Source organism: Cetobacterium sp. 2G large, from assembly GCF_014250655.1.
GTDB lineage: Bacteria > Fusobacteriota > Fusobacteriia > Fusobacteriales > Fusobacteriaceae > Cetobacterium_A > Cetobacterium_A somerae.
In genome coordinates this window covers 301196-325457 of the sequence record NZ_JACHTH010000007.1, presented here as the reverse complement: position 1 = coordinate 325457, position 24262 = coordinate 301196, and the positions used below count along the sequence as shown (strand labels likewise).

17 protein-coding genes and 1 riboswitch are annotated in these 24262 nt (G+C 27.8%); of the genes, 15 read left to right on the top strand and 2 right to left on the bottom strand.

The features are described from left to right. Window positions 1-8: 8 nt before the first annotated feature. From fic to H5J23_RS12085, 4 genes are all read left to right on the top strand, one after another. A complete protein-coding gene (gene fic / locus H5J23_RS12100) occupies window positions 9-614 on the top strand; it encodes a protein adenylyltransferase Fic (RefSeq protein WP_185892501.1) in 606 nt (201 codons plus the stop codon). Window positions 615-733: 119 nt separating this feature from the next. Further along, a complete protein-coding gene (locus H5J23_RS12095; RefSeq protein WP_185892498.1) occupies window positions 734-2020 on the top strand; it encodes a TolC family protein in 1287 nt (428 codons plus the stop codon). A 29-nt stretch (window positions 2021-2049) separates the two neighbouring features. After that, window positions 2050-3111, top strand: coding sequence for an efflux RND transporter periplasmic adaptor subunit (locus H5J23_RS12090; RefSeq protein ID WP_185892496.1), 1062 nt, complete (start codon window positions 2050-2052; stop codon window positions 3109-3111). Window positions 3112-3120: 9 nt separating this feature from the next. After that, window positions 3121-6138: an efflux RND transporter permease subunit gene (locus H5J23_RS12085; protein ID WP_185892494.1), complete on the top strand. Its 3018-nt coding sequence runs from the start codon at window positions 3121-3123 to the stop codon at window positions 6136-6138. 66 nt (window positions 6139-6204) lie between these two features. Here H5J23_RS12085 and H5J23_RS12080 read toward each other — a convergent pair whose 3' ends face one another. After that, window positions 6205-6636 carry a hypothetical protein gene (locus H5J23_RS12080; RefSeq protein WP_185892492.1) on the bottom strand — a complete coding sequence of 144 codons (432 nt, stop codon included), beginning with the start codon at window positions 6634-6636 and terminating at the stop codon, window positions 6205-6207. Between the two features lie 272 nt (window positions 6637-6908). On the opposite strand from H5J23_RS12080, the gene H5J23_RS12075 reads away from it, so the two are divergent. Continuing rightward, window positions 6909-7082 carry a hypothetical protein gene (locus H5J23_RS12075; protein WP_185892490.1) on the top strand — a complete coding sequence of 58 codons (174 nt, stop codon included), beginning with the start codon at window positions 6909-6911 and terminating at the stop codon, window positions 7080-7082. Between the two features lie 242 nt (window positions 7083-7324). Here H5J23_RS12075 and H5J23_RS14350 read toward each other — a convergent pair whose 3' ends face one another. Continuing rightward, window positions 7325-7747, bottom strand: a complete 423-nt coding sequence (locus H5J23_RS14350; protein ID WP_185892835.1) for a transposase — start codon at window positions 7745-7747, stop codon at window positions 7325-7327. Between the two features lie 196 nt (window positions 7748-7943). After that, window positions 7944-8019: riboswitch (cyclic di-GMP riboswitch) on the top strand. A gap of 139 nt (window positions 8020-8158) precedes the next feature. On the opposite strand from H5J23_RS14350, the gene H5J23_RS12065 reads away from it, so the two are divergent. The 10 genes from H5J23_RS12065 (at window position 8159) to H5J23_RS12020 (ending at window position 24192) form a co-directional block, all read left to right on the top strand. Further along, a complete protein-coding gene (locus H5J23_RS12065) occupies window positions 8159-8884 on the top strand; it encodes a hypothetical protein (RefSeq protein ID WP_185892488.1) in 726 nt (241 codons plus the stop codon). A gap of 64 nt (window positions 8885-8948) precedes the next feature. Further along, the gene (locus H5J23_RS12060; protein ID WP_185892486.1) at window positions 8949-9551 is read left to right on the top strand and encodes a hypothetical protein; all 603 of its coding nucleotides are present in this window, start codon (window positions 8949-8951) and stop codon (window positions 9549-9551) included. Between the two features lie 84 nt (window positions 9552-9635). Next, a complete protein-coding gene (locus H5J23_RS12055) occupies window positions 9636-10364 on the top strand; it encodes a hypothetical protein (RefSeq protein WP_185892484.1) in 729 nt (242 codons plus the stop codon). A gap of 22 nt (window positions 10365-10386) precedes the next feature. Further along, the gene (locus H5J23_RS12050; RefSeq protein WP_185892482.1) at window positions 10387-13044 is read left to right on the top strand and encodes a hypothetical protein; all 2658 of its coding nucleotides are present in this window, start codon (window positions 10387-10389) and stop codon (window positions 13042-13044) included. Then, entirely contained in the window at window positions 13001-13564 is a 564-nt protein-coding gene (locus H5J23_RS12045) for a hypothetical protein (protein WP_185892480.1), read from the top strand. The genes H5J23_RS12050 and H5J23_RS12045 overlap by 44 nt, the downstream gene beginning before the upstream one ends. A 2-nt stretch (window positions 13565-13566) precedes the next feature. After that, window positions 13567-14112, top strand: a complete 546-nt coding sequence (locus H5J23_RS12040; RefSeq protein WP_185892479.1) for a hypothetical protein — start codon at window positions 13567-13569, stop codon at window positions 14110-14112. After that, window positions 14109-21242 (top strand): hypothetical protein, encoded by a 7134-nt coding sequence (locus tag H5J23_RS12035; RefSeq protein WP_185892477.1) that lies wholly within the window; start codon window positions 14109-14111, stop codon window positions 21240-21242. Before H5J23_RS12040 ends, H5J23_RS12035 begins: the two co-directional genes overlap by 4 nt. A gap of 42 nt (window positions 21243-21284) precedes the next feature. Then, window positions 21285-22007, top strand: coding sequence for an EAL domain-containing protein (locus H5J23_RS12030; RefSeq protein ID WP_185892475.1), 723 nt, complete (start codon window positions 21285-21287; stop codon window positions 22005-22007). 282 nt (window positions 22008-22289) lie between these two features. Further along, window positions 22290-23597, top strand: coding sequence for an ATP-binding protein (locus H5J23_RS14345; protein ID WP_185892473.1), 1308 nt, complete (start codon window positions 22290-22292; stop codon window positions 23595-23597). Then, entirely contained in the window at window positions 23587-24192 is a 606-nt protein-coding gene (locus H5J23_RS12020) for a response regulator (RefSeq protein ID WP_185892471.1), read from the top strand. Before H5J23_RS14345 ends, H5J23_RS12020 begins: the two co-directional genes overlap by 11 nt. Window positions 24193-24262: the final 70 nt, after the last annotated feature.

The window sequence follows — 24262 nt, the reverse complement described above, 5'->3', positions numbered from 1 at the left end:
AATAAAATATGATTTTAGAAAACAGATTAAATATTAAAAATCAGATAGAACTTTCAAAAGTAGAGGAGAAGATTAGTAAACAAAAAGCTAAACAACTTTTTGATTCTGGAGATATTAAAGCAGTACAAATAGGAACTTTTGAGGGACTTCAGTATATTCACAAATATTTATTTGAAGATATATATGATTTTGCAGGAAAGTTAAGAACAGTTAATATAGCTAAAGGAAATTTTCGTTTTGCACCTTTAATGTATCTTGAACATTCGTTAAAATATATAGACACTATGCCTGAAACAACATTTGAAGAAATTGTTGAGAAATATGTTGAAATGAATATTGCTCATCCTTTTCGTGAAGGAAATGGAAGAGCAACTCGTATATGGCTTGATTTGATATTAAAACAAAATATCAAGCAAGTAATTGATTGGAATCTTGTTGATAAGGATGAATATTTATCAGCTATGGAAAGAAGTGTTATTAAAGATATTGAAATTAAATATCTTTTAAAAGCAGCGTTAACTACTAAAATTAATGATCGTAATCTATTCATGAAAGGAATAGATATCAGTTACTACTACGAAGGTTACAGTGAATTTACTACAGAAGAGTTATAAATTAGAGTAAATAAAAAAGTTGCAGAAAAAAATCTGCAACTTTTTTTTAATACACAAAAAATACACAAAGTTAAAGTAGAATAATGTAAAAAAAATTTATATAGATTCAGGAGGAATAAATGAAAAAGTTATTAGGGTTGCTAGTTTTGTTTTCAACAGTAGCATTTTCAAGGGAATTAACATTAGAAAGTGCAATTGACTTGGCTTTAGAAAATGGAAAAACTATTAAAACATCTGAACTTTCTAAAGAGAACGCAGAGTTAAATGTGAAAAGAGTTTTTAAAACATCTTTGCCAAAGGTTACTTATAATGGTCAATTTCAAAGAGCGGAACATACTACACGTAGTATGATAGATATAGTAAATTCTGATGGAACAATAGGTAATGGAGAAAAAAGTGGATACTCACAAAGTGTTGGACTTTATCAACCACTATTTAGAGGTGGAGCTATAACAGGTGGAATTTTAGGTGCAAAAGCATCTAAAAATATAGCTGATTTATATTTCTGGGCTGAAAAAAGAGATGTGAGATTAGATATTATCTCTTTATATTCAAGTATAATAAATTTTGAAAAAAATCTAACAGTTTTAGAAAGCTCTAGAAAAGAGTTACAAGCTAGATATGATAAACAAAATGAGCAATTAAATTTAAAGTTAGTTACAAAAGCTGATCTATTAAAAACAGAGTATTCTATTTTAGATTTAGAAGCACAAATAACTGGAACTAAAACAAACTTAGAAATAGCTAAAAAGGATTTGAAACTGAAGTTAATGATTCCAAATAACGAAGATATTACTTTAAAGGATTTCCAAGTACCAGAGAATTTAACATCAGGCATTGATTTTGGAAAAGATTTAGATGAAGCACTAACAAATAGTTTATCTGCTAAATTGGCAGTGAATAAAGTTGATTATGCTCAAGCTGAAAAGATAGTGGCAAGATCAAGTTTGTTACCACAAGTTGACGCCTTTGCAACATACGGAACTTCAAAAGAGAGTCATAACTTTGAAAATAGTTTTGACAATGCAGAGTGGAGAGGGGGAGTTTCTGTAAAGTGGGATGTATTTTCATTTGGAAGTGGAATTGATGAATACAATGTAGCAAAAAACAATGAGAGTATAGAGTCTATAAATAAAGAGTTAACATCAGATAGTATAAAACTATCTGTTACAAAAAATTATAGAGAGTTAATACGTTTACAGCAACTAAAAGATTCTAGAAGTAAAGCTTTAGAAGCTGCAACAGAAAACTTTAATATAGATACAGAGAGATACAATGAGGGACTAATTTCAACTGTGGATTTTTTATTATCAGAAAGTCAATATAGACAAGCAGCTGTAGATTATAACTCAGCATTACTGGATTATTATGTAGCCTTTGAAACATATAGATCTTCGCTTATATAGTATAGAAAAGAACAATTGGAGGGAAAAAAGTGAAAAAATTACTGGGAATATTAATATCATTAATACTAATTGGATGTGGTAATGGTAATGCAAAACAAAATTCTAAAGAAAAACTAGGAAAAAATATTAAAGTATCTGAAGTAAAACCAGAGTTAATAACAAGACTAAATATATCAAGTGGAGTGACAGAACCTTTAAATGAGGTTAAAGTTGTAACTAAAACAGGTGGTACTGTAAAAAGGATAAATTTTAAAAATGGAGATAAAGTAAAAAAAGGTCAAATTATATTAGTTTTAGAGGACCAAGAAGTGCAATCAGCTTACTTAAAAGCTCAAGCAACGTATGTATCTAATAAAGCAGATTTTGAAATAAAAAGAAAAAACTATGAAAAGTTTAAACAACTTTATGACAAAAATCTTATATCAGAGGATGAGTATCTAACTAAAAAAACAGGATATCTTCAATCTGAAAGTGATTTGAAAAGTTCAGAAGCAACTTATTTATCAGCTAAAAAAGATTTTGAAGATTTAGTTGTGAAATCTAAATTAGATGGAGTTATTACAGATTTAAATCTGAAGCTTTATGAAAAAATACCTTCAAATACTGATCTAGTAACAGTTGTAGATATTAGTAAAATTCTTGTAAAAACAGGAGTTTCTGTTCATGAGATAAGTCAACTATCTGTTGGAAATAAAGCAGAGATAGATTTAGAGGGAATTGAAAATAACTATTTTGGTAGTGTATATGAAATAAATCCCGTAGCTAATAAAGATAATAAAAAATACCAAATAAAAGTAGAGATTGAAAATCCAGAGGAAAAAATAAAAAAAGGTATGTATTCTAAAGTGCTAGTTGAAACTGGTAAACAAAATGGATATCTAGTTCCTAAAAATGCCATTGTTATAAAGGAACTATATTCGTATATTTTTGTTGTAGAAAATGATGAAGCTAGAAGAATAAAGATTGAAAGAGGATATTCTAATGGAGATAAACAAGAGGTTATAAGTGACGAACTTTATTCTAATATGAAACTTGTAACAGAGGGACAATTTTTATTAGAGGATAGAGATAAGGTAAACATTATAGATTAGGGGGAACACATGAATATAGTACAGTTTTCAATAAAACGTCCAGTTGTTACCATGATGATAATAATATCAATGGTTATACTAGGGATATTGACGTTAGTTAATTTAAAAACACAACTTATGCCTAATTATAATATGCCAATGGCTGCAATTAGAGTAAGTTGGAAAGGTGCCTCTCCAGATGATATGGAGAAGCTAGTTACAAAAGAAGTGGAAAAAGGTTTAACAAGTGTAGAAGGAATTAAAAGAATAACGACTAAATCAACTATGGGAAAATCAGCACTGACAGTTGAGTTTGAATATGGTGTTATTATAGATAATAAAGTAAACGATTTAGTGACAGCTGTTAGTAGAATAAGAAATAACCTACCAGATGATATAGATGAACCAGTTATAAGAAAAACTTCATCTTCTGGAGATAGGGTAATGCTTATTGGACTAAGGGGAGAGGATTTAATAAACTTAAAAAGTTTTGCAGATAATGTTGTTATCCCAAGACTTGAGAGAATTGAGGGTGTAGGAAGTGTTAGTATCTTTGGTGGACTTGAAAAAGAGATTAAAGTAACAATTGACCCAGAGAAGTTAGAGGCTTATAATTTTTCAGTAACAGATTTATATAGTACTTTAAAAAGTTCAAGTTTAAACTTTCCATCTGGATATATAAGAGAGGGAGATAAAGAGTATTTAGTAAAAGTTTCAGGAGAGGCTAAAACTTTAGAGGACATAAAAGAGATTGTTTTAGAAAATGCCAATGGTGAAACGTTATACCTAACAGATGTTGCTAAGGTAGAGTTAAGTATAAAAGATAGAGATAGTTATGGTAGAACTGATGGAATTGATAATATTATAATAAATATAGAAAAGAGTGATGTTGGAAACACAGTTGAAATCTCTAAGATAGCAAAAGAGGAGTTAAAAAAGATGGAGCCTCTTTTACCTAAAGGGGCATCGTTTACTATAAATAGAGATTCTGCTGTGGATATAACTACATCTATAAATACAGTAAAAAGTAACGCTATAACAGGGCTTGTTCTAGCTGGAATAATTCTATTTATTTTCTTAAGAGATTGGAGAGCAACTCTAGTTGTAACAGTGGCTATACCAGTTTCAATAATTGCAACATTTGGATTCTTTGGAGCTAAAGGAATGACATTAAATATAATATCTTTAATGGGATTATCTTTAGGAGTGGGAATGCTAGTGGATAACTCAATAGTTGTTTTAGATAACATCTTTAGGCACTTAACTGAGTTAGGACAAGATAGGATGGAAGCATCGGAAAATGGAGCTTCAGAAGTTATTATTCCAATAATAGCTTCAACAGCAACAACAATCGCTGTGTTTATTCCCATAGTTATAAGAGAGGGAAGAGCAAAAGAGATGTATAAAGATATGGCTTTTTCAATAACGTTCTCTTTATTAGCATCTTTAATAATAGCAATAACATTTGTTCCTATGATATGTAGTAGAATTTTAAAATCTAAAACTACAGTTCATGAAGAAGGAAAAATTTTAAAAACTATAAAGAAGTATTACTCTAAAGTTTTAATACTATCACTAAAATATAAAGGTATAGTTTTAGGAGCTATGGTTGTTCTATTTGTAGTTATTGTAGGATATGGGTCTAAAAAAATTGGTGGAGAATTTATGCCAACAACTGACGATGGAGTTTATACTATTATAGCTGAAATGCCAAGTGGTATGGAGATTGAAAAATCAAATAGAATTACAAAAGAGTTAGAAGCTATTGTTGGGAAAGATCCACAAACGAAAAAATTTATATCTTCAGTTAGTAAAGAAGCTGTTTCTGTTATGATAGATATTGGTCCTAAAAGTGATAGAGATAAAAAAGTTCAAGAGATTATGAATGAAACGAGAAAAAAGATATCACATATTCCAGATGTAAAGTTAAACTTAGTTCCTAGAATGGCTTTTGGAAGAGGAACAGGAAGAGATATAACTTTAATTTTAAAATCTGATGATCTAAATCAATTAGGTTATGTTTCAAAAGTAATTTCAGAAAAAATGGCAGCAAATCCAGGATTTACAGATATAAATAACTCTATGGTCAATGGAAATCCAGAAGTGAGAATACTTTTAGATAGAAAAAAAATGGAATACTATGGAGTTAAAGTTAATGATTTAACGCTTTCAGTAAGTTACCAAATATTAGGTGGAGCTCCAATAAAGATAAAAACAGCAAATGAAGAGGTAGACGTAAGTTTAAGACTTGGTGAAGAGTTTAGAAACTCACCTGAAAAGGTTCAAGAGCTAAGAATAAAATCAAAAGATGGTGGAGTTGTAAAACTTAAAGATATAGCTACTTTTGAAATAGGAGAGGGAGCTTACGGAATAGATAAAGAGGATAAGATTACAATGGTAACCATTGATGCTAATACTACGAATGGGCTCGATTTAGTGACAGGTCAAAAGTATATAAAAGAGATTTTAGACGAAGCAGGTTTACCTAAAACGATAACATATTCTTTTGGTGGAAGTGGAAGAAATATGGCTGAAGTAAATGAGCAGTTAAAGGCAGCCTTTGTAGTAGCGATGTTCTTAGTTTATTTTATACTTGCAGCACAATTTGAATCATATATTTTACCAGTTATTGTTATGGGAACAGTTCCTCTTTCAGTTATAGGTGTCTATAGTGGACTTTTATTAACTGGGCAAAAGACCAATACAATGGTTTTTGTTGGAATCATTATGCTAGCAGGAATAGTTGTAAATAACGCAATAGTTTTAATAGATTATATAAAGATTCTTTTAGAAAGAGAGTTACCTTTAAAAGAAGCTATATTAGAGGCTGGAAGAACGAGACTAAGACCAATTTTTATGACAACAATGACAACAGTATTTGGAATGGTTCCTTTATCTTTAGGAATTGGGCAAGGTAGTGAAATGTATAAGGGAATGGCTATAGCAGTTATTTTTGGACTTATATTTTCTACACTATTAACATTGATATTAATTCCTATATTGTTCTATATTTATGAGGTTGTAAAAAATAAAATTTCAAAGAGATAGTATTTGATTAAATGAGGGCATGTTTGTAGTTTTTATTACAAACATGCCCTTTAATTTTTTCAGTATTTAAAATATTTTTTGTAATTTAGACCCGCCACTAATTTGAACATCTGCAACAACTTTTGAGATTTCATTAGAAAGATTTTCCATATTCACACCATATTTGAAAAACCAGTAAAAGTTATACCCAGGAGAAGAGGTTATACATATCATTTTTAAATTAAGAGGTTTAAAGCTGTAAGTACATAAAGTTCCTAGTTGGAAAAGTGGAACTGAAAATATATTTATTCTATTTCTTAATTTAAAAACACTAACTATTCTAGTGTTAGTTATTAAAAAAGAATTAAATGAATTATTGTAAGCTGAATAAAGAGTTTCATCAGGATAAATTATATCTTTATTTTTAGGATTTTTTAAAAATTCTTTGGTGTCTGTTGGTATCATTTTAAGCAAAGGGATAAATAAAAACCAAAACATTAATTTAAAAGCTCTTATCATAAGATTCACCTCATTTAGTATTTCTATTTATTTTTACTTTCTTTTTATATATATCCTTTTTAGAATAATATTTTCTTATTTGTTTAGTAGTTAGTTAGAAACTTGTTAGTGTTAGAGACGATAGATTGTAGTTTAGAATAGGGAATAGTTCCTTTAGCAATTATGATTGAAAAAAAATAAAAAATAATATATAATTTATTAGAAATAAAAAAATAATTTAATATTTAATTTAGTAGATTATTTGTAATAGTTAATTTAATAAGCTAAGGGGAATGAAATTAAGTATTATGTTGGACGATGAAGAAATCGTAACTGAAATTGATGGAACAGATGTAAAAGAACTTCTTTCGTTATACGAATATTTAGGAAAAGAAATTTGCAAAACTTATGAGTTTGATTATTCAAAATTATTAGAAATAATGATAAAAAGAGAGTTACAAAAATAAATTTAATGCTCTGAGAGTTAATAGAGTAAATAAATAATTGAATATAGAAAGCATTCTTTTATTAAATTAAAAGAATGCTTTTTTATTATATAAGGAAATTATAGAAAAAATTTAGGCAAAAAAATACTGAAAAATTTGAGATAAGACAAAAAAAATAGTATAATAATGCGAAAGCTCAAAGTTGTGAATACCACAAAATACCGCAGGTGTTGTGCGGGTGAATAGTTATTTGAGTTAACGTATTAAGAAAAACCAGTTTTAGGAAATATTACACCATATTTAATATGGAATATTTCTAAAAGAACAAGATTAGAGTTACATTTAGGGCAAATTAATGGATTCGTCTTAAAGGTTTTAAAAATACGTTCAGCCCAAGAAATTTTGCCTTTAAAAAGCTTAATTTTCTTGGGTTTTTTATTTTTATATCTTCTAGAATATAGCCCAAATCTTCTAATCATTTTAAAGTTTTTAGGTGGAATATGTGCTAATAATCTTCCAATAAATTGAGTCATGGGAAGAGTTAGAAATATTTTCTTTGGAGAGTCAGGTTTTTGATACCAAAATGTAACAGAGGAGTCCGTAATATCAGTAATCCTATATTCAGCTATTGCAGGACGCGCGAGATATCGTCCAATATATTTAGCAATTTCAAAAATATTATTAATTTTTTTATTTGTTTCTTTTTTTCAAAAAAAAGGAAAAATAAGTTAGGTTTTGTATATTAATTTGACTACAATATTGTGTACTAATAAAAGTTGAAATGGTTTGAAATAAAAAACTTTATTGGTATTATAGAAGTTTTTTTAAAAAAAAATAAAAAAATTTCTAATTGAAAAAATAAAAAAAATAATATATAATAGCATTTCAATACGGCAAACTTTAGGAAACTGAAGGACGCAAAGCTATAGGGCCTTTAAAATGGCAGCCAGTTGCACTTAACTTTTGTAATTATAAATACAAAAGCTAAGTGCTTTTTTATTTCCATAAATTTTAGTCTAAAAATCGTCTTTTTTTACTAAAAAAAGGATGGGAAAATACAATGTTTTTTAAATTACAAAATAGTCTAGGGGGGACAAATGAGGAAAATTTATCAAATTATTTTAATGTTTTTACTAATTTTTTCTATAACATTTCCATTTCATATTACACCAACATTTTTTGAAAAACGTATAGATGGTGGGGGAGGCTACCAAGAATTTACAATGTATAACAACAGCACAAAAACACAAAGATTTAAAATAGTACCACTACCTGGAACAGGTGAGTATAAAGGACATATGGATAAATGGATTGAGTTTAGTCCTAAAATAATAACAATTAAACCAAGAAGTGAGAGCACTTTAAAAGTTTATATAAAAGCACCTAAAGGAACTTCAGAGGGAGAATACTCAACATTTTTAAACTTTAAATCAGTTCCTGTACCAGAATTAGCAAAAGATGATGGAAAAAATGTTGCAGCAGCAGCACGTATGGCATTAAATGTTAATTTGGAAATTGTAGCCTATGTGGGGGATTTAAAACCAAAATTAGAAATAAGTAACTTAAAAATAAGTGAAAATAAAGAGAAGGAAACAGTAATCTCTTTTAATGTTAAAAATAATACTTCTAAAAGAGGTATTTGGTATAACATAGATATCATTGGTAATAACGATGGATATGAAACATTGGAAAAAGGAAGAATAGGAGTTGAAGCAACACAGGATGTAGTTCTAACTATGAAAAAAATGAAAAAGAGTGATATATCTGGAATTAGACTTAGAGATTCATCAACATATGAAGAGATAACTAAGAAAAAACTTTAATATCAAAAAACTTGATATATATTAGGGAACATAAATAAAAAAAATACATATGGGAGGAAACAAAATGAAAAAAGTTTTATTCGGAATCATAGCATTATCAATGGCGGCGTTTGCAGCAAACCCAGGAGATAAAGAAAATGGAGCATCAGTACCAGTAAGAGTAATAGCAGAGGTTGTAAAGCCAGCTAATGCACTAGTTATAACAGATGAGGCAGGAACAATATTAGATGAACTTTTATTAGATCATAAAATTGTTGGAGGAAGTGACAAAGGAGATTCAGTAATAGCTAAAAATTTCAAAGTTAAAGTGACTGGTACGGATGGAGCAGTTGATACAAAAAATAATGGTAATGTAACTATCGCATTAAATAAGACAACTACAACTTTAACAAAAGTTGGATCAGCAGCAATTCCTGCAAATCAAATAACTTCTAATTTAAGACTTGTAAATGGGACTGGAGATACGAATGCTCCTAATATTGGAGTAGATTCTTACGAATATAAAGCACCACTTTCAGGAGGAGAGCATCTAGGAACAATAACATCTACAATAGCAGCAGGTTCAGTTCCAACAACAGCAGGATCAGGAGCTTATGACAATAAAGTTTCTACAGATGCTATGCCAACATTAACAGTAACTTATGAAGCAGCAGGATCAGGAAAATAATAATTCCTTTAAACTTAGAGAGAAGCTCTATTCTCTCTTTTTTTAAGAGAATTATACACTAAATTAAAACATGGGGGCAGTTTTATGAAAAACATTTTTATTCTTTTTTTCCTTTTAGTAGTAAATATCTTTGGATATGTAAATATAAATCCTGTTACTTTTGATAAAAAAATAGATGGTAAAGGAGAGGTTCAGGAGTACACTTTATATAATCCAACTCAAAACACCTTAAAATATCAACTTTATCTAACTGATGAAGGAATAGAAAAATCTATGAAAAACTGGATAGAGATATTTCCTACAACAGTTACTTTAAAACCAGGGCGTAGTGGAAAATTTAAAATTTTTATAAAAGCACCAAAAGGTGCACCGAAAGGTGAATACTTAGTTACAGTTGGTGTAAAAGAGATAGCACTGCCTAAACTAAATTCAAAAGAAAATTCTACAGTTCAAATTTTAACACATCTAAAAATGGATTTAGCAGGATATGTTGGAGATTTAAATCCTAAAATATTTTTAAAAGATTTTTCGGTTACTCTAAAAGAAAATAATCTTAATTTTTATGGATTGATTGCTAATGTTGGAGAAAGAAGAGGAACATTAGATTTCTATTTAGCTGAAAATAAGGGGAAAAATCCAGCTTATATTGGTAATCTAAGGCTACTAAAAAATGAAAAAATTAAAGCATTAAAACTAAATCAAAAATTAGTAAAACATGATAAAGATTTAATAAAAAATTTTTCCAAATATAATACATTGATAATTAAAGATTCTCTAAGCAAAAAAGTCTTGTATGAAGAAAAAATAAAATAGCTAAAAAAAGGGGGGTGTAGTCTTGAAATTAAGATTAAACATATATTTACTAGCATTTATATGTTTTTCGTTACTAACATATTCAGCAGAATTTACTTTAGAAGAACTAAATGAATTAAAACGTTTGAATATGATAACAGAGGAAGAGTATGAAATTTTTTCTAATGAACTTCAAGGAGTTCAAGAAAGAGAAGACTTTTTCAGTTTAAAAGTTAACGGTGCAAAAGTTAGTGATGTATATCCCATTATAATTCAAGACAATAAAATATACCTTCCTGTTATAAGTCTATTTAATGCAATAGGATTTAAAGACTATACAATACAAAGTGAGATTTTAAAAGCAACTTTAGGAACAGATGTTAAAGAGGTTGAACTAAAACCTAGTGATTCCTATGTTGTAGTTGAGCAAAGTGATTTCTTTGTAGAGAGTGAAAAAATTAAAGAGTTATTTTTAAGAGAACTCCATATAGATCAAGAGAAATCTAGTGTTTCAATGAGACTTAGCTTTGAAACGTCAGCAGAGATAGAGGCATATTTAGCAAATGTTAAAGATGGATTAATTGATGCTAAAAATGCTGGAGAGCTTATGTTTACAAGTGAGCGTACTCTATTTGATGTGGGATATATGCGTTTTGATTTTCAAGGAGTTTTAAATAAAGCTGGAAAAGATTCTAGTGATAGAAAAACGGAAACTGATTGGACAGGAAATTTAGAATATCAAGGACCACTGCTTTACGGAGAGTTCACAACAGCTTATGATGTGAGAAATAATAATTTAGGAAATACAAGCTTATACTATCCTGATGTCTATAAAAATCACTCTTTAAAACTTGAAAATAATGGTAGCGGAGGAGTTAGAGAGTGGGCAGCAAGCTTTAGAAAAGAGCGTGGATATTACATTAAAGGTAAAAATTATGTAATTCAAGAAACTGTACCTATTGGAAGTAGAGTAGAACTGTTATACTTAGGATTTCCAATTGAAGTTAAAGATGCTGTTGATGGAACAGTGGAGTTTGATAACTCAGAGATTCAAGAGAACAGACGTTATACTTTAAGAGTTTATCAACCAGATGGAAGAATATACACAATAGACATAGATACTGCTGCAAATTACTTCCAACAAAACAAAGGAGAGACAGAGTATGATATCTCTTTTCGTGAAGTGGATCAATATGATAGATATTCAATAAATGCTAATCTATATCATGGTATCACTCAAAACCTAACTTTAGGATTAGGATATGTACATGAACCTGAGGATGTTGGAGATAATCGAATTGAGTATTTAGAACATATTAGAGGAGAGGTTGTATACAGTAACTATATCTATAGATTCCCTTATACTTTGGTACTTGGAACAGAGCGAGCACTAAATACAAGTGTAGTTAATGACGAGGGAGTTAGTAACAAAGATAGATATTCATATGATGGAACATTCCAAATTGATATAAAAGATTTTAGATTTATAGTTGATAGAGCACACTATGGAAAGTATTTTGATGAGAAATCAGATGAAAGTTACTCTATAACATATAATCCAACAGGAATTTTCCAAATTAACTATGAATGGAGTAAGACAAAATATAATATTGAGCAAAATAATCGTAATGATGAAAGTGTTGGGTTAAATATTAGCAAAGGTTGGAAAGATTTTTTACTTTCTCTAGATTACAACAAATCTTTAAACCAAGAGGATAGTTATGAAGTTAATATGTATTACAATGGATTAAAAAAATATAACGTACAACTTACAAACTACTGGCTAGAGGATGGAAAGGATTTAGAAACAACTTTAAGATTAACAAATAAAAATATCTTTAGCATACTTGATTACTCATTTGAGTTTGGATATTCAGATTCATATAAAGAGAAGTTTACATTTAGATTTACTTTAGATTATGATAACTGGCTTAGAGGTGAAGTTAACTTTGATGAAACTGGTGCTCAAAGATACTCTGCTGGTATAAATAGAGTTATGGATTTGAAAAATATTAAAAAACCATTAGAAAGTATTGATAGCACTAGAGTTAAAGTTGTAACTTTTCTAGATAAAAATGACAATGGAGTTATGGATACTGATGAAGAAAGAGTGGACTATGTAGCTGTAAAAATTGGAGACCAAGAGATAGATACAGATGAAAATGGAGAGGCTATGTTCTTTGGAGTTCCAAATAAAATAGTTTATGATATGAAACCAACTATTAGAAAACCATCATATACAATTGGAGATACAAAGATAAAAATACTAGGTCAACAAGTTGGAACAGTAACTGCTCACATTCCTATAAAACCAATGGTTACTATAGTTGGTGAGATTCAAGTGGATAAAAGTTTAAATCTAAAAGATCAAGAAAAAGAAGGGCTATTTGAAAATATACTTATTAAAGTTTTAGATGAGAAAGGAAAATTAATAGAGTATTTAAATCCTGAAAATGACGGAACATTTGAAGTTAGTGGATTATATGCTAGAAAGTATATGTTACAAATTGAATATATAGGTGTGGATAATAAAGCAAAAAAAATCGCTGAAAACGTAGTGTTGGGGTACTATGATGATAGAGAGAATCGGTTTATTATCCACTTAGATAGAGATAGATTAACACTTAAGCAGATATTCTTAAGTGAGGGAGGAAAGTATGAAAAAGTTATTAGCTCTAATACTAGCCCTTCTAAGTTGTAGTATGTTAGCAAGTGAGTTAGTTCATATGCCAACTACCTTGCCTCTTCTACCAGAGGATTATGAGAGCCAGCCAAATCTTTTACCAGCTATACCTCTTATTCCAGCTTTACCTAGTGAAGAGTCTACAACAGACGGAACTGGAGAAGAAGTAAAATGGAAGTTAGAAGATTCGTATACAATACATTTAGATACGAAAGTTAAAGCAGTTGTACCTCTAGAGATTATAACAGATGTAGATATAAAAGCACTTATTATAGACGATGAGCAGGTAACAATCCCATTTGAACTAGAGATGAATAAAGAGCCTGATAAGCAAAATTTTTATATTTTAAATTATAGTGAAACAGAGATAGATATAGATGGGGATGGTACTTTAGACACATTTATATACTCTCCAAAATATATAAATAAAAAGTTAGTTACTGATAACTATCTATTTATAGATGGTAAAAATATATCTAGAGAGGGTGTGCATAAGAAAAAGGTCTATATAACTGTTGAATTAAATGAGAGGAGGTAGTCATGAGAAAAAATATAGTTCTGATAGTTTTTATGACTATCTTTTCAATAAGTTTTAGTGAGATAAAAGTAAAAATAGTTGAACCTCTTAGGTTTCGAGATATAAATCATACAGAGGTTGGTCCTAACCAAGTTGTAGCTGTATCTCATGTGGAGATTTATACAACTGACAAAGAAAAAGATTTAGGAAAGAGAATTACCTTTAAATTTCCAAATTTTGTTAATATGACAAATAGAAAGAAATGGATAAAAGTTGAAAGAGTGGGAATGGATAGAAAACAAAATGAAATACTACTGGAAAATGAGAGAGAGTTAGTTAAGTTTTATGCTATTTTAGATAGACGTGAGCTAGATAGGGGTGAAAGTATTGAGGTTATAGAGGGAGAGTATGTTGGGCAACTACCCATAATTATGGGAGTTTATTCACTAGTAAATATAAATACAAAACCAGTAGAGCCAACACCAATTCCTGAAGGGGAGAATAAACCACAAATTTTACCAATATTTCCAGATGAAATGATAAATGAAACTATAGGGGGAGATCTATGAACAAAAAGTTAAGGAGCTTTCACAAGCTCTTTTTTATTGTATTTTTTTCTTTTTTATTCTCTTCACTTATTGTAAGGGGAAATACACCAGATTTACCAGAAAAAATAGCACCAGAATTAGAAAGAATCGAGTCACTTCCTAGGAGAACAAAGCCAGCAGAATTAAATATAGAGGTTACAAAAATAAATAGTGAACCTTTAGAAGAGGTGTATATAGATAGAAAAAATAAAAATATCTATGTAGATTTCTCCAAAAAAAGAGAGCAAGCTCTTAGAGGAGTTAAAAATGCTGAGGATTTAGAAAAAAAGTATAATTTAATAGTAAGTGAAGATGTTCAAGGTAGTAGTGAAGTAAATGGAAGAAGTAAAGGTAGAAATAGAAGTGCTTCACAAATTATGAATTATGAGGTAACGGAATATGAAGGAAAGAAAGTTTTAAAAATCCCATATGAAAATGAACCTCAAAAACTTTATATATCTATTCAAGAAAATAATCAAGTTATAAAAGTTTACAATGCTAATATTGAGAGAGCATTTCTAGCAGATGAAAAAGCTGTAATAGAAACTAAAACTGTGACAATTAATTTAAAAAATGAGATAAAAACATATGAGGGTAAAACGCTAGCTTTTAATTTAGAAGGAGGCTTAATAAATTCAGAAATTCCTCAAAATGAAGTTGAAATTATAAAAAATGGAGGATTTATAAACTCTTTTTCTGAAGAGACAACCATAACAATATCTTACATTAATACTAATGGGAATGCTCTTACTACTATTAGTGATAAAAAATTTTTAAATCAGCCAAAAGATATGCAAATTTATTTTCATGATCCTAACCATGAAGGTTTTGCATTTATGTATAATGCAGATGGCTCTCTTAAGTTAAGGTTACAACAAATAAATTCTACTGGATCAAGAAGCTATACTTTTAGAATAACTCATACATCTGGAAACCAAACAAAAGAACATACTCTAATAATTAATAGCCAAAGTTTACAACCAATAAAAAGAAGAGAAGCAACAGTGACGTATTTAAAAGGCTATGATAATGTACAGTCAGATTTTGACACTAAAGGATTACCTAATAGATCTGTACTGGGTATTACACTCCAAAGTTTAAATGGAGAATTTGTAACTGGAAAAGGAGGAGAAACATATATAACAGCCCAACAGATAGATGTGGCTGGAAATCCTATAGGAATAGCAGTTTCAGCAGGAAGAACATCAATAGACGATTTTGCAATTTTGGATATGCCTGATGTAAAAATTACTTTTTTAAGAAATGCAGGAGAATTACGTTTAAATATGAAAACTCTTGATAATACAAAAAGCTATAGATATAAATTAATTCATAGAGATTCAAATAGTTCAAATGGAAATGTTATTATGGAGGACATTTTAAATATAAATAATGAGTTTATTGAAAAAGCTGAAGTAACATTAAAGTATAAAAATAATTATATTTATGATTGGTATAAGTTTGATTTAAATGGAAATATAACTTTTGGAGATAGTAACAATTTAACTGTTGAAAAGATAACAGGTAATTTTATAAAAACAATGCCTTTTGTGTCTAATTTACAAGTCCCAAGGATTCTTGCTACAGAAGAAAATACAGGTAAATCAGTTGAACTTACTTATCAAGAAGGAATACTAAAAGGAGTTTTAAAGTTTGATAATGAAATGGATATATGCTTAGTTTTTTCTCCTGATGGACATTTTGAGTTTAATGTAGGAGGAAAATTAATACCCAAATCAAAATATAAAATAAGATTAGAGCATAAAGATTCAAATAATAAATTATTTAAAGAACAAATATTGAATATTCAAGAATATGATATGAAAAATATTGTTGAAAAAAAAGAAGTTACAATTTCATATATAAATGGATATCAAACATGGTTAGGATTTGATAAAAATGGAAATATAATTGAAGGAGAAGCAGAAGTAAAAAAACATAATTTTCAAGATGGCTTTATAGAAGGTTTTAGATATTATTGTGACGGTAATCATTCTCACGATAAAAATATTTTAAAAATAAGTAGTCCAAGTATAGAAACTGTAAATTATGACTTAAGAACTGATAATGGTTTATATTTAGATGCTACTATAAAAACTATCGATGGAGCTATTATAGTATTAAGGTATTATTGCAATCCAAATCCAGAAGAAGCAGTACTGCATCTGTATATGAGCCAGCTCCCAGAAACTGGAAATAGATATAGATTTTATATAACTCATACAAATAATGCAGGAGATATAAAAGAACATATATTAAATATTGGAGATTTATATGAAAAAGAAGAAAAAGAGGTAAGTTTATATTTAACAGGAGCTACAAATAATAATATTATCTTCGATGAAAATGGAGCTATATTAAATTCTAATGACAATCCAGCTATAATTGTAAAGAAACACAATTTTAGTGAAGGTTTTATAACAAGTTTTAAACAAGATAATTGTTCAAACATACACAGTACTATTAAAATAGATGGAGTAAATATAAGCAATATTTATGATATGGGTCATCAAGACTCAGATTCAATTTACGGTGCATATAGAAGATTAGATATTCAAATTAATAATAATATTTATGATGCATTTAGTTTATTCTTCTTTTGTAATGGTAAAAATATTGGGATTTTTTATCCTAAAATAATTTCAGATAAAGTGAATAGAATTTATATAACTCATACACAAAGAAATAAAGTGAAAGAACACATTTTGAATATCTATCCAGCAAGTACAAAAATTAGTAGAATTTCAAATTTAAAGAGTTATGAAATTGAGGATAGTGAGAGTCTAGAAACAAATCCAATAAATAATGTTAATTTTGGAAGTTTAGAAATGAAAATTAATAATAATAGTAGCTTTCCTAGTTTAGCTTTGGGAAACCAGAGTGGAGATAATGGATGGGAATTTTATTCATCAATACCTCTATCACCTAGAAAAAAAGTAGAAGCAAGATTTGAATCTCAATATCAAGTACCAGTTAAAGTACAAATGTTTTTTGAAAATAAAAATGAGAATTTAAATATCGTTCAAAGACAAGATGAAAGTGAAAAATTACCAACATTTATTGGAAAAATAAAAGAAAATGAAAAAAGTATATTAGCTGATCTAAAAGGAAGATTAATAGTTGATAATAATTTTAAAGAGATACTAAATGAATTTAGGCAAGGAGTAGAATCAGAAATAATATTAAGTCCAAAAGATTTAGAACAAGTTAGTTTTGTAATAGGTTCAGAAACAAATGGAACATATAAGGCTCCTAATATGAATTCAATAGATATACCTATTGTTGGAGAAAAATATCCAAATATAGTTATAAAAAAACCGTCTTTAGAAAATGAAAATATTTTATTAGATTTAAATGATAATATGTTAAATAAGAGCATCCAATTTAGAGAAAATATGGAATCTTCTTCTGATTTTATTATAAAATCAGACAGTAATAAATTTTTTAAATCGTTATGGTATAAATCTACATTTACTTTAAATGATTCAATATATAGAACTTTAGAAAATACAGGAAATAGTATTCCATTTGATATAGAATTAGTAGATTTATTATCAGGAAATAAATTGTTACTAGAAATTCAATATGTAGATAGATTTCCAAGAATAAAAATCAAATCAGGATCAGAAAAAGGTAGATACATTCTAAATATAAATCATTATAATTATGGTGGTATAAATAATGTTAATACACGTTTTGCAAAAGATAAAAGAAAATCTTTTAAGTTAGAGATAAATTATTTTACAAGTGAAGATAATAATAATTTTAAAATAAATAAAGATATTAATGACATTATAATTAGAAAAGAAAATGAAAGTTTTATAGTTGAATATCCTAATAATAAGGTAAGTATAATTCAGCAAACAAAGGATTCAACAGTATTTCCTGTGATTGCATTAAATTCAAAGGAAAAATGGCAAATGAATACTACTTTACCATTTAATCCTATAGACAAAAGACCTTGGTCTAGCTTTGACATAGGAGAAAATATAAAGGTTTCAACAAGCTTAAGAGAAACACCATATCAAAATATTAAAAAATTCTTTATTTATAATAAGGGAGAATTGAGTAATAGAAACATAGCAGTGGGAGGATACAACGATAAAGAGCTAGAAGGAGATAAAAACAAAGTTGAAATAGATTTTAAAATAGATTTTTCTCAGGAAATTTTAGAAAAATTTTGGGTTTATTCACAACGTTTCTCTGAAAACAAAGTGTTAATTCCATACTCTTCAACAGATGATGAAATTAATAAAATATATGCTATAAAAGGAGAAAGAGACATAAATGGATTTAAAATTAACTCCTTAAATATTCTTGAAGAGATAGATTTTCCAAAAGTTTATGTTTTAAAAAATAATGATATAAAAGAGAATGCGACTACTGTAACATTTAAAAATCCAGTTCCTAAAAGTGATTTAAATTTAAAAGGAACTTTTGATATTAATAGCAATGGTTTAAAATTACCAAATAATATGCCTTATACGCTAGAACACCCTGAGTCTCTTAATATAAGTGGAGTAACTCAAGAGTGGCAAGGTTATTCAAAAATAAATGAATATCATAAGATTGATATAAAAGTTTTAAGAGATGGAGTAACTAATTTTATTAAAACGATTACAACAGATAGTGATGGAACTTTAAAAGATGAAATTAGAATATCAAATGACGATAAGTACTCTTATGTATTAAAAAAAGGAAAAAATAGTTTAGTTGCAATTGGTCTAGAAACTTGGGATTTAAATAAAACAACTCAATATGAAGAAACCCTTATTTTAGAGCATAAAAATTCATCTGGAAGAGTAACACATAGAGATAAATATAATGTTAATATAGAACCATTTAATATATTTGCTTATTTAGCTCAACCTAATCCTGCATCTGCAGATAAAAAATTAATAAGATCAATAGAAACTGGAACTCAAAGAGTTCCTCTTATAGATTTTCAATTAAAGAACTATGATAAAGAGATTACAAAATCAACAAACGACAATATAGGAGTTAAAATAACTATACCTAACCAAAAAATTACATTATTTTCTAGTACTTCAACTATTGAGGGAAATTTAAGTTTTGTTGGAGATAAATTCTCACTACAAAATTCCAATGAAATTGGAAGTTTAGTATTTAATGTAACTTCAGGAACTATAGAAGCTGGTAAAACATATTCTTACTCTTATAATGGAAGAAATCCCCTTGTTACAATAACAACACCTAAATTAACAGAAAATATAATTGAAAAATTAGAAATAATTGGAACAAATATAGGAGCAGATTTACATTTTCCTTATTTTAATGCTAAATCAAATTTAAAAGAGATTATAATCAACGATAATGTTAATATAGAGAATATAGGATTAGATTTGAGCATGGGAAAAGTTAGTTTACAGCAAAATGGAAGTGTACCTAATCAGGGAAGTAATATGCATGTATTTCCAGCAATAGCTTTAGGAAAAAGAAAGAATTTAGGGTGGGAGGTTCAAGGAGAATCAGTTAGTAATACAAATAAAAGAGAAATCGTTTTTACTAAATATTCTTTTGAAAAGAATCCAACTTTAGAAATCTCTTTTAGAACTTTTATAAGTGAATATACAAATTCTAGTAATACTCACAGTTATCAAAAAAGTGATAAAGGGAACAAAATAATAATAGTAGGTTCTTACAAATGGGGTGATTTACAAGAAAAAATAGAATCAGAAATTAAACTAACTCTTTCTAAAGTTATGCTAGAAAAAGCTAGAGAAATAAGTGGAAATAGAATTATTTTAAAAGCTAATACTGATGTTGATAATAAAATAGCTTTGATTCACTCACAAAAAAGTAGCTTTATTGCTAACAACGGGAATGTTTATCTTCCTACTAATAATTCAGAAGTGTCAGCTAATGATAGAGTTCGATATTTCAATTATAAAGATATAATTATTGAAAAAGATAGTTTTACAAAGAATTTAGCTTTAAACTTTTTAAAAACATATATAAATGATACAAAAATAGTTTTAAAAAAAGATTCTATAACCACCCCAAATGGTATTGAAACTACAATTTATGAACCTGGGGTTTTATATGGACTTAATTTTGAAAATACAATTAAAATAGTTTCATCAGATGAAACTGTTCTTCTTAATGCAACTGAGTATAAAACAGATGCTTCTGGAAATATAACAACTCCTATTGAGATAAGGATGACTAAAAATGGAGCTGAAGCTACTTTAAATATAAGTTACGACAATAATTTGAATGCTTTATTATCTTTAAAAGACATTATAGGGCAAGAGACTTTTAATATCTCTCTTAAGCATATTGAAGCATCTGGTGATACTAGACGAAAGTATAATATAGCTTTGAAAACTAATAGTGAAGACAAAGATTCTTTTAAAGAGGGAGAGGTTGATTTAGTCATAAGTTCTAGATATAACTCTTTTGGTGGAATGGGTATTTTATTAAAAGAGGGTGAAATTGTGTATCCTAAAGAGGTTTTAGATTTAAATTTAATTAATGGAGATTTCCCTTATAAGCCAACTCAAAGTGTCGAAAATATTTATCTTGAAACACATGAAGGTGAATTTAAATTAATTGATGTATTGCGAAAAATTTTAACAAATGGAACACAAATAGATATAACAAAATATAAAAATGGAGATATTCTTATAAATCCTTTCTATTGGAGAGAGAATAATCAAAGGGATAGTTTCAATCTGATTTATAAAAATAGTAACAATGAGATTCTTGAAAAGTATAAATTTAATGTAAAAACACCAAACTTTTTTGTGGCATCAAGTGGAATCTTAAATTTTGGAAAGATTTATAAGATGGGGAATCCTAAAGATGTTATAGGTGAAGCTGATATAGAGCTATATTATAACGACGGAAATATTAGAGCAACATATTCTTTAGATATAGATAAAGGTATTCCAAAGAGCGGTTCTCTTTATCTGGATGATTTTAATAATTTACTAGTTAGAGAATTTATACTCGGTGAGGAAAATATTGACAGTAATGACTCTAGAAAAAGAAATATAAAGCTTATTGGAGTAATAGATGGTGAAAGTATAAAAAATACACCTCCGGGACAATATGAAAAAACACTTCAATTATTAATTCATATACAATAACTATTCAAAATTAAAAGATAAAAATGGGGGGAACAGAGAAGTATGAAAAATATTGAAGAAAAAGTATTTAGTGAAATTTCTGAAGAGGAACTAGAAAAAATATTATCAATAGTTTTTCAACCAGTTTATTCATTAGAAAAAAATAAAATAGTAAGCTACGAAGTTTTATCTAGATTTGCTTTAAATAATATTTCTACTATAGAGATTATAGAACAACTAGAGATGATGGATAAAATACATCTTTTGGATTTTTTAGTACTCAAAAAGGTAGAAAAATATTTAAAAAAATCCAATGTAAAGTTAGCGGTAAATATATCCTTTAAAACAATGTTAAAAAATGAGTTTTTAAGTAAATTATCTCTATTAAAAGGAACTAAAAATTTAATAATTGAATTAGTTGAAAGAGGAACTTTTGATTACGATGATTTGAATACTACAATTTTATTTCTTAATGAATTAGGGATTAAAGTGGTAATGGATGACTTTCCGATTGGAAGTTCAAATAGAGAAAATTTTATTAAAGCACAAATTAATGATGTTAAAATTGATAAAAATTTATTAAAAAATATAAATCAAAAAAAAGAAAAAAATACATATACAAATATTATTAGTTTTTTAAAAACTAATAATAGTATTATAACAGCTGAAGGAGTAGAAACTTCCGAAGAATTAGAATTTTTAAAAAAAATAAATGTAGATTTAGTTCAAGGTTACTTTATAGGAAAACCTATTTCGGAAAATGAATTTTCTAATTTTTTCATTTAAATGGGTTTTTGGGTTTAATTAAATATTCGTGTAAACCTTCAAGTTGAGGTAATATTAAATTATTTAACTTGGAGGTTTTTTTTGAGAAGAAATATCTGTAGAGTGGTTGAGAATAACTGTTGGTTCAAACTGCTCCTCTTTATCTCTGAGGATATCAACTTGAATTTTTTCTATCATCACTTTCTTTAGCTAATTTTAAATTTATTTTTTTACTTAATTAAATTAAAATGTTCTATTAATAAAAAAAATGATATAATAAGGCATACTAAGTGGGGTGGGTATGTGGAGATTAAATTAGAAGAGAAAAAAATCAAATTAGTTTTAATAATACTTTTTTTGGGAATGATATTACCAATTTTTTTAACACATCAAAATTTTAAAATTTATGATTCTATAACTAAAGCATTGGAGTTATGGGATAAAGAACATCTTTTAATTGGGATGTTAAAGTTAGTTATTATGAATACATTAAGATCAATACCAATGTATATAGCGATTTTTTTACTTTTTGATTCAATAGAGATAATAAAAAATGGTAGAAAAAGGAATTTTGAAAAGGTGTTATTGATACTGCCAATAATTCCAATTGCTTACAGCTTAATTAAAATTTTTTATGATATTCAACTTCCTGTTGGGAAAACAAGTATTTTAGGGGTATTATGGTTTTGTTATTATATAAAATTTGATTTGAAAAATATAACGTATGTAGAAAAATATCTAGTTTTTTTATCTTTTATTGTGGGATTACAATGGTTAGATGTAAGTAGATTTTTTAATTTTTTAGGTGTTGGAGAGATTACATCAGATTTAAATAAAGCTATAATTTTTATGGAAGCAGATTTAATTGTAACGTTAATTTGTATTAGTTTTTTTAGTTTTTTCACTCTGTTTTCAATTTTATTACTGCATTTTTTTAAAGGACAAGAGGAAAGAATCGCAAGATCTAGATCAGAGATGGAAAATAGACACTTAAAAGAGGTTCAACTATTGGTTCATGATTTGAAAACACCAATTTTTTCAGTGGGAGCTCTATTAGAAACTCTTACTCTTCAAGAGGAGGATGAGAGAAAAAAACTTTACCTAAAAAAGATGGAAGATTCAATAGAAAAAACTAATGTTATGATTAGTGAAATATTATCTGTAAAATCTGAGAAGCCAATAGTAATTGAAGAGATGATGAGATTTATTTTTTCTTTTTTATCAGTTCATAAAAATATCGAGGGAATAACCTATAAAAATTATTTAAAAAAAGATTATAAGCTAAAAGGAAATAGAATTTTACTATCGAGGGTAATAATAAATCTTATTGTTAATTCTTGGGAAGCAAATTCATCAGTTGTAAATATAATGGTTAAAGATTATAAAAAGAGATTAATTATCCAAATTGATGATTGTGGTGATGGAATTGATATTGATAATATAAATGAGTTAGTAAAAGAGGGAGTATCCACAAAAAACTCCTCAGGTAAAGGGCTTTCTTTTGTTGTAAAAACTATAAAAGATATGGAAGGGAAAATATATTTTGTAAAAAAAATAAAAAATGGAACAAAAATTTATATCATTCTAAAGGGGGATGAATATGGGAAATAATATGTTAATTATAGATGATTCAGAGGAGATATGTTTTGCAATATCTGAATTTTTTATATATAAGGGATGGAGTGTAGAAACTGCTAATAGCGTGGAAAAATCTTTAGAGATATTAAAAAATAGAAAGTTTGATATAATTTTAATAGATTATAATATGCCATATATTAATGGAGCCGTTGGTGTAAAATTGATAAGAGCATTGGATAAAGACGTATCAATAATCGCTTTAACAGTGGAAGGAAAGGAGATTGTAGCAGAAAGTTTTTTTGAAGCAGGTGCGAACGATTTTGCTATTAAACCAATAAAAATGCTTGATCTTTTTTCAAGAGTGAATGTTCATTTGAATAATAAAAAGCGTTTAAAAGATGAAGAGGTTCTCCCTAAAGGAATAGATAAAAATACTCTTAATATAGTTTTGGGGTGCTTAAGTAATAAAAAGGAGTATATAGATGTGGATGAAATATCCAATTTAACGGGAGTTGCTACAAAAACAGTAAATAGATATATGAACTACCTTTTAGATGAGGAGAAGGTTATTTTAAATAATATTTATGGAAAGATTGGAAGACCTAAAAAGGAGTATAAACTAAAATAGAGATTAAAACCCAAATTGTTGTATTTGACAGCAAAGAGGGTTTATTTTTTTGTGAGAATAAAGAGAAAAA